Genomic DNA, 7,106 nt, shown 5'->3' with positions numbered 1-7,106 from the left:
GCCCCCTCCGGCCCTCCGGGCCACCTCCCCCAGCGGGGGAGGAGACGCTCGGACTTTCAGTCCTCGCTCGGATCCAGCAGCTTGTGGGCGTGGATGATGAAGTAGCGGGCGTGGGCGTTGTCGACCGTGGCCTGGGCCTTGGCCTTCCAGGCCTTGTGGGCCTCTTCGTAGTTCGGGAACGCGCCGACGAACTCGACCTTGGAGAGGTCGCGGAATTCGACGCCGGCGACATCCTTCAGTTCACCGCCGACGACGATATGGAGCAGCTGCTTGTCAGGCATTTCGAGCAAGGTTCCTGCGAGGGATGGTTATTAGGGGAGCTCGATATGCCCGACGCGTGACAGGATCAATGGCGCGAGGGCCTGATTGGCGCAAACCAGGCTCGGAACCTGGGGAATGGGTCGATTATAGGCGTAGTCGCGGCCCTGGTGATCGCTGAGCCAGGCGCCGGCGCGGCGGCGGATCAGGTCGGCGGCGGCGACGTCCCACTCGCTCTTGGCCGACAGCGCCACGGCCGCGTCGAAGGCGCCGGCCGCCACCAGGCAGACCCGGTAGGCGATCGAGTTGCGGCTCTCGATCCGCATGTCCGGCCAGGGCTCGCGCCAGGCGGGATGGCGGAACATCTTGGCGTCGCCCAGCATGGCCGCGCCTTCGAGGGCCTGGGTGGCGCTGGGTTCGATGATCACGCCGTTCAGGGTGGCCGGACCGTCGGCGGTCGCCGCGTAGGTCTCGTTCAGGGCGGGCGCGTGGACGACGCCGGCGACCGGCTGACCGTTCTCGACGACCGCGATCGAGACGGCGAACCAGGGCTTGCCCTTCATGAAGGCCACCGTGCCGTCGATGGGGTCGACCACGAACTGGCGGGTCGTCGTCAGCCGCGCCGGATCGTCGGCCGTCTCCTCCGACAGCCAGCCATAGTCGGGCCGCGCGGCCTGCAGCTCGGTCTTCAGCAGGGTGTCGACGGCGAGATCCGCGTCGGTGACCGGCGAGCCGCCGTCCTTGGACCAGATCTTCAAGCCGCCCGCGCGGGCGTTGAGCGCCAGCTCGCCGGCCGCCTTGGCGGCTTGAAGGATCAGGTCGAGGTCGGTCATTTGCCCGCGATCGCCAGGGCGTCGACCAGCAGCGACGGGCTGTTGCTGGCCCCGCGCAGCAAGAGGTCCGAGCCGGGGATCAGGCGAGCATAGATGTCGATCAGATTGCCGGCCACGGTGATCTCGGTGACGGGGCCCGTGCTCTCGCCATTCTCGAACCAGTAGCCCGAGCAGCCGACCGACCAGTCGCCGGTATTGCCGTTCAGCGACGGCCCGAACATCGAGGTGACGACGAGGCCCGTCCCGGCGTCCTTCATCAGGCCGGCCAGGTCCTTGTCGCCCGGCTGGAGGGTCAGGTTGTGGGTCGAGACGCCGGACGGGCCGGCGAGGCCGCGCGAGGCGTGGCCGGTGGTCACCAGGCCCAGCTGTTTGGCCGAGCTGGTATTCAGCAGCCAGGTGGTCAGGACGCCATCGTCGATCAGGGCCCGAGCCTGCGTGGCCACGCCCTCGTCGTCGAACGGGGCCGAGCCGAGGCCCCGGACGCGGTGCGGGTCTTCCAGCAGACGCACCCCGGGCGCGAAGATCCGCTGGCCCAGCTTATCCTTCAGGAACGAGGTGCCCCGGGCGATCGAGGGTCCCGAGATCGCGCCCAGCAGCGGGCCGATCAGGCTCATAGCCAGGCGATTTTCGAAGATCACCGGGGCGGTGGTCGAGGCGATCTTGCGCGGGTTCAGCCGCGCCACCGCCTGGCGTCCGGCTTCCGCCCCGATGTCGCCGGCGGCCGGCAGGTCGCCGAAGTGGCGGGTCGAGCGGCCTTCGCCGCCGCGCTCCATGCCCGCCCCCTCGCCGGCGATAGCGGAGGCCGAGATCGAGTGGCCGGTCGCCGCGTGGGTTCCGTGGAAGCCGTCGCTGGTCACCAGCGACCAGGTCGAGGACGACCAGGTGGCTGACCCGCCGTCGGAATTGGTGACGCCCTTGACGGCGCGGGCGGCGTGCTCGGCCAGACGGGCCTGGGTCTCAAGCGCCTCGGCCGTGGGCTCGTAGGGGTCGATAAGGTCGAGGGCGGGGAAGGGGCCGGCGGCCAGGCGGTCGCGCGGCGCGAGGCTGGCATAGGGGTCCTCCGGCGCGAGGCGGGCCATGGCCACGGCCCGCTCGATCAGCCGGGCGCGGGCCTCGGCCGAGATGTCGGAGCCGGAGACCGTGGCGCTGCGCTGGCCGATGAAGACGCGCAGGCCCAAATCGCGGGCCTCCTCGCGCTCGACCTCCTCGAGTTCGCCCAGGCGCACCGAAACGGAGAGGGATTGTCGCTCGGCGAAGACAGCCTCGGCGGCGTCCGCCCCGGCCTTGCGCGCGGCGGCGACCACGTCATGCAGCAGATTATCGTCCATGGGGTCTTATGGACGACGGGCCCCGGCGTGGGCAAGCGTGGGCCGGCCTTATCCGATCGCCGACAGCAGCAGGGCGACGCCGGCGAAGATGTAGGCCAGCCAGGTGCAGACCATGCCGACCGCGCGCGGGATCGAGGCGCCGCCGCTGTTGGAGAGGCCGACGGCGTGAACCACCCGGCCCGCGAACAGGACGAAGCCCACCACATGGATGGCCAGCGGCGAGGCGCCGGCCACCGCCAGCACCGCCAGGGCGGCGACACCGGCCGGGACATATTCGGTGGCGTTGCCGAAGGCGCGGATCGCGCGGGCCAGTTCGGGGATGCCCTCGTCGCCCAGCGCCACCTTGTGTTTCTGGCGCAGGCGCACCACCAGCAGCGACAGGATCAGCAGCAGAAAAAGGTGCAGCCCGGCCCACAACGCGGCCGCGTGGCCCGAAACGATCGTATCCATCAGTCCCTAGTCCCAAGCGCGCCCGCCCCCGAGCGAGCGGCCATATGAGGCCTTCCGCATACGGTCGGCAAGCGAGCCCGCCTATAGGGCGACTTCGCGGGCGATGGGGTAGAGCAGGTAGTGGTCGTCGTAGAACGGGGTGCGCTCGTAGAACCAGGCCAGGCGGGCGTCGGCATCGGCGGCGAAGGCCGGCTCGGCGGCCAGCTTGGCCTCGAACGCCGCCTTCAGCGCCGGGTCGTTCGCCAGCATCGCCTCGGCCAGCGGCGCGATGGCGTAGGGCTCGATATATTCGACTCGGCTCAGCACCTCGGGGACCATGCCCCAGGCGAAGACGCTCTCGCTGGATTGGGGCTCAAGGAACAGCACCACGAGGTCGCCCAGCGGCTGGTCGGTCGGCACGCGGGCCGAGCCCTTCGGGAAGGTCCAAGGCCGCCTCTCGGTCGCGACTTGCTCGACGCTGACCTGGACGTGACCCTCGTTGGCGCGGTCGGCCAGCCTGGGGTCGATCAGCCGGATCATCTCGACCTCGACGGTCCTGTCCTCGGTCAGGGTCTCGAAGGCGACGCCGTGCAGGGCCAGGCGCTCGATCAGGTCGGCGCGGTAGCTGGGCACATAGTAGGCGACGGGGCGCTTGAGCGTCAGGGTCGGGTGCGAGCCGTGGAACGGGAGCCTCCAGAGCTCCGGATCGGCCTCGCCCAGCCAGCGCACTTCCCGGCGGCCCGAGGCGGGGCTGTCGTACATCTCGTAGCGAATGGCCTTGAAGGCGCGCGTGTGGCTGGGCTGGTCGTCCGAGACGAAATTGGCCGGGATCTCGGCCGGCCGCAGGGCGCTGTCTGCGGCGATGGCGGCGCGCAGGTCCTGGCCCCGCTCGGCCAAAAGCTTCAGGGCCGTCTCGATGAAGACATAGGTTCCGAGCACCCGCTGGGCGTGAGGCTTCAGGCTATGGTTCTCGATCAGGATGGTCGGCACGTGGGCCGCCGCGCCCCAGCCGTTCGAGAAGCGCTCGCCCAGGCCGCCGTCGTTCAGACCGGCCTTGGGGTCACGCTCGTCGAGGCCGAACACCAGCTCGCCGGGGATGTGCCCCTCGGCCTCCAGGCGGGCGTTCATGACGGGCTTCAGCACCCCGTCCAGCCAGGCGGCGATGGCGGGCGAGCGACACCAGACGCCGTTCTCGCCATTGAAGCCGTAGGTGACGTCGTACTGGTAGTCCATGCCGTCGGTGACGTGGACGTCGACATAGAGATCGGCCTTGTACCTGGCCTGCAGGCGCTTCAGCGCCCGCATCTCCGGCTGGTCCAGCTTGAGAAAGTCGCGGTTCAGGTTCTGGTTGGTCGCCGTGTTCCGCCAGCCCTGTATGCGCGGCCCGCGCTGGTTGGGGCGGGAATACGGACCCGAGCGCTCATGGCCGTCGACGGACAGGATCGGGATCAGGACCAGGTTGACCTGGTCCAGCAGGCCGTCCTTGCCGTGAAACGCCATGTCCCGCAGCAGCATCATGCCGGCGTCCTTGCCGTCGATCTCGCCGGGGTGGATGCCGCACTGGACCAGCAGCAGCGGCTTCGCGGGATCAAGGGTCGCGCCGTCCTTGCTGGCGATGACGGCATAGATCTCGCGGCCCTGCGGCGAGGTCCCGAACGGCTCGATCCGGATCAGGTCGGACGCCGCTTCCAGCCGGTCGAACCAGGCGCGGGTGTCGGCGTAGTTCGGCGAGAAGTCATGCTCGGCGTCGGCCTCGAACGGCGTCACCCACGGATTGGACGCGTCCCGCAGCAGCGCCTGGCTGGCGCCCTGCCACGGCGGGGCCGGCGGCAGGAAGGGCTTGTCCCAGGGGGCTTTGGGCGGTGGCGTTTGGGACATGGCGGGACTCTTTGACAAGGCGACAATCGGTCGACCGTACCAAGGCGGGGGGCGGGGTGTCAGTCTTCGAACACGCGCCGCAGTACGTCCAACAGCTGTGAAAGCGCCGCAGGGTCCAAAACGCCGATCTTGCGGAGCATACGCTCGCGGGCGACGGACTTGATCTGATCGGGCAGTAGAAGGCCGTGTCGTCCGGCGAACTCCACGGTCGGCCGGAACGGCGACGGACGGCTGCCCGTCGTCATCGGCACGATGAGGTGGACGGGGAGATGATTCAGGCCGTCAGGGGACACGACCACGCACGGACGGGTCTTCTTGATCTCGCCGCCGGCGGTGGGATCCAGCCGGACCAGCCAGATATCGCCGCGCGCTACCAAACCCAGTCCTCATCGTCGGTCAGCGGCGCGTCGAGCCACTTCCGCTCCTCCTCGGTCAAGCCCTCGGCGGCGATCGCCTTGGCGGCTTCTTCCCAGCCTTCGCGAGGGTCGGCCTTAACCGGCGTCAGGAAAACGCGACCATCCTCCGCCACGAAGTCGATACGGTCGCCCAGCTTGGCGCCGAGCGTCTCCAGCACCGGCTTGGGGATGATAACCCCCGCTGAATTGCCGATCTTGCGAATAGCCGAGGACATGACGGACTCCGTTGCAACGGAGTAATAACATGGGACGGCTATTTCTTCCAGATCGGCTTCCCGTCACCCGGCAAGCCCAGGCGCGCCCACTTCTCGCTGACCGCGTCGACCACGGCCTGGTCCATGCGGATCTCCTGGCCCCATTCGCGCTTGGTCTCGGGCGGCCACTTGTCGGTGGCGTCGAGGCCGATCTTGGAACCTAGGCCGCTCTCGGGCGAGGCGAAGTCCAGATAGTCGATCGGGGTGTGCTCGATCACGGTGATGTCCCGCGCCGGGTCCATCTTGGTGCTGATCGCCCACATCACGTCCTTCCAGTCGCGGGCGTTGATGTCGTGGTCCACGACGATCACCCACTTGGTGTACATGAACTGGCGCAGATAGCTCCAGACGCCCAGCATCACGCGCTTGGCGTGGCCCGGATAGGCCTTCTTCATCGACACCACGGCGATGCGGTAGCTGCAGCCCTCGGGCGGCAGCCAGAAGTCGACGATCTCGGGGAACTGCTGGCGGATCAGCGGAATGAACACCTCGTTCAGCGCCTCGCCCAGCACGCTGGGCTCGTCCGGCGGCCGGCCAGTGAAGGTGGTCAGGTAGATCGGGTTCTTGCGCATGGTGATCGCGGTCACCTGGAAGACCGGGAACTTCTCGACGCTGTTGTAGTAGCCGGTGTGGTCGCCGTACGGCCCTTCGTCGGCGTACTCGTCCAAGAGGACGTGGCCCTCGATGACGATCTCGGCGTGGGCCGGGACCATCAGCGGCACGGTCTTGGCCGGGACGAGATCGACCTTGGCCCCGCGCAGCAGGCCGGCGAACTGGTATTCCGACAGGGTGTCGGGCACCGGCGTCACGGCCGCCAGGATCGTGCCGGGATCGGCGCCCAGCACGGCGCAGGCGGGCAGGGGCTCGCGCGTGCCCGACTTCTTGTGACGGGCGTAGTGCTGGGCGCCGCCACGGTGGGCCAGCCAGCGCATGATGCAACGATCCTTGCCCAGCACCTGCATGCGGTAGATGCCGAGATTGAAGTCGTCCTCGCGGTCCTTGCCGGGGCCCTTGGTCACCACCAGCGGCCAGGTGATCAGCGGCGCGGGCTCGCCCGGCCAGCAGGTCTGGACCGGCAGCCTGGTCAGGTCGATCTGATCGCCGGTCAGGACGACCTCCTGCACGGGCGCCTTCTTCACCGTCCCCGGACGCATGGCCATGACGGTCTTGGCGAGCGGCAGCATGTCGAGGGCGTCCTTCAGCCCCTTGGGCGGCGCCGGCTGGCGCAGGAACGCCAAGAGTTCGCCGACCTCGCGCAGCTCGCCGGCGGTCTCGCGCGGCTCGCCGCCCAGCGTCACGCCCATGGCTACCCGCTTGACCGTGCCGAACAGGTTGGCCAGGGCCGGCATTTCCGAGCGCGAGCCGTCGGGCAGCAGCACGTGCTCGAACAGCACCGCCGGTCCGCCGGTCGCCAGCAGGCGGGTCTGGATCTCGGTCATCTCCAGCACGCTGGAAACCGGCTCCTTGACCCGCACCAGCTCGCCCTTGGCCTCCAGGACATCGATGAATTCGCGAAGGGAACGGTAGGCCATGGGAGCTCCTGGGAACGCGGCGGACCCTAGACTGGGTGGGTCTAGAACTGAACCCTAACCCCCGATTTCCCCGGCGAACGCCGGGGCCCAGATCCACCCGGCGAGGTTGGGGTGTTCGCGATCAATATCGCGAAGATCTTATGGGAGCGCTCGTGGGTTCGATCTGGGTCCCGACGTT

At 68.9% G+C, this 7,106-nt stretch carries 8 protein-coding genes; all 8 read right to left on the bottom strand.

From position 1 onward, the window contains the following. Positions 1–56: 56 nt before the first annotated feature. Positions 57–290 carry a DUF4170 domain-containing protein gene (locus Q0V34_RS14845; protein ID WP_297513228.1) on the bottom strand — a complete coding sequence of 78 codons (234 nt, stop codon included), beginning with the start codon at positions 288–290 and terminating at the stop codon, positions 57–59. Positions 291–311: 21 nt separating this feature from the next. Continuing rightward, the gene (locus tag Q0V34_RS14840; protein ID WP_297513226.1) at positions 312–1,091 is read right to left on the bottom strand and encodes a 3'(2'),5'-bisphosphate nucleotidase CysQ; all 780 of its coding nucleotides are present in this window, start codon (positions 1,089–1,091) and stop codon (positions 312–314) included. Then, on the bottom strand, positions 1,088–2,419 hold the full coding sequence (locus Q0V34_RS14835) for a TldD/PmbA family protein (protein ID WP_297513224.1): 1,332 nt from the start codon (positions 2,417–2,419) through the stop codon (positions 1,088–1,090). The genes Q0V34_RS14840 and Q0V34_RS14835 overlap by 4 nt, the downstream gene beginning before the upstream one ends. Before the next feature lie 48 nt (positions 2,420–2,467). Beyond that, on the bottom strand, positions 2,468–2,869 hold the full coding sequence (locus tag Q0V34_RS14830; RefSeq protein ID WP_297513222.1) for an MAPEG family protein: 402 nt from the start codon (positions 2,867–2,869) through the stop codon (positions 2,468–2,470). An 81-nt stretch (positions 2,870–2,950) separates the two neighbouring features. After that, positions 2,951–4,726, bottom strand: a complete 1,776-nt coding sequence (locus Q0V34_RS14825) for a M14 family metallopeptidase (RefSeq protein WP_297513220.1) — start codon at positions 4,724–4,726, stop codon at positions 2,951–2,953. Between the two features lie 59 nt (positions 4,727–4,785). Next, positions 4,786–5,103 carry a type II toxin-antitoxin system PemK/MazF family toxin gene (locus Q0V34_RS14820; RefSeq protein ID WP_297513217.1) on the bottom strand — a complete coding sequence of 106 codons (318 nt, stop codon included), beginning with the start codon at positions 5,101–5,103 and terminating at the stop codon, positions 4,786–4,788. Then, complete coding sequence (locus Q0V34_RS14815; protein WP_297513215.1) at positions 5,097–5,357, bottom strand: AbrB/MazE/SpoVT family DNA-binding domain-containing protein; 261 nt, start codon at positions 5,355–5,357, stop codon at positions 5,097–5,099. The genes Q0V34_RS14820 and Q0V34_RS14815 overlap by 7 nt, the downstream gene beginning before the upstream one ends. A 38-nt stretch (positions 5,358–5,395) precedes the next feature. Further along, positions 5,396–6,928 (bottom strand): UbiD family decarboxylase, encoded by a 1,533-nt coding sequence (locus Q0V34_RS14810; protein ID WP_297513213.1) that lies wholly within the window; start codon positions 6,926–6,928, stop codon positions 5,396–5,398. Positions 6,929–7,106 lie beyond the last annotated feature (178 nt).

This window comes from uncultured Caulobacter sp., from assembly GCF_947036865.1.
Taxonomy (GTDB): domain Bacteria; phylum Pseudomonadota; class Alphaproteobacteria; order Caulobacterales; family Caulobacteraceae; genus Caulobacter.
This window is presented reverse-complemented; position numbering and strand designations above follow the sequence as displayed.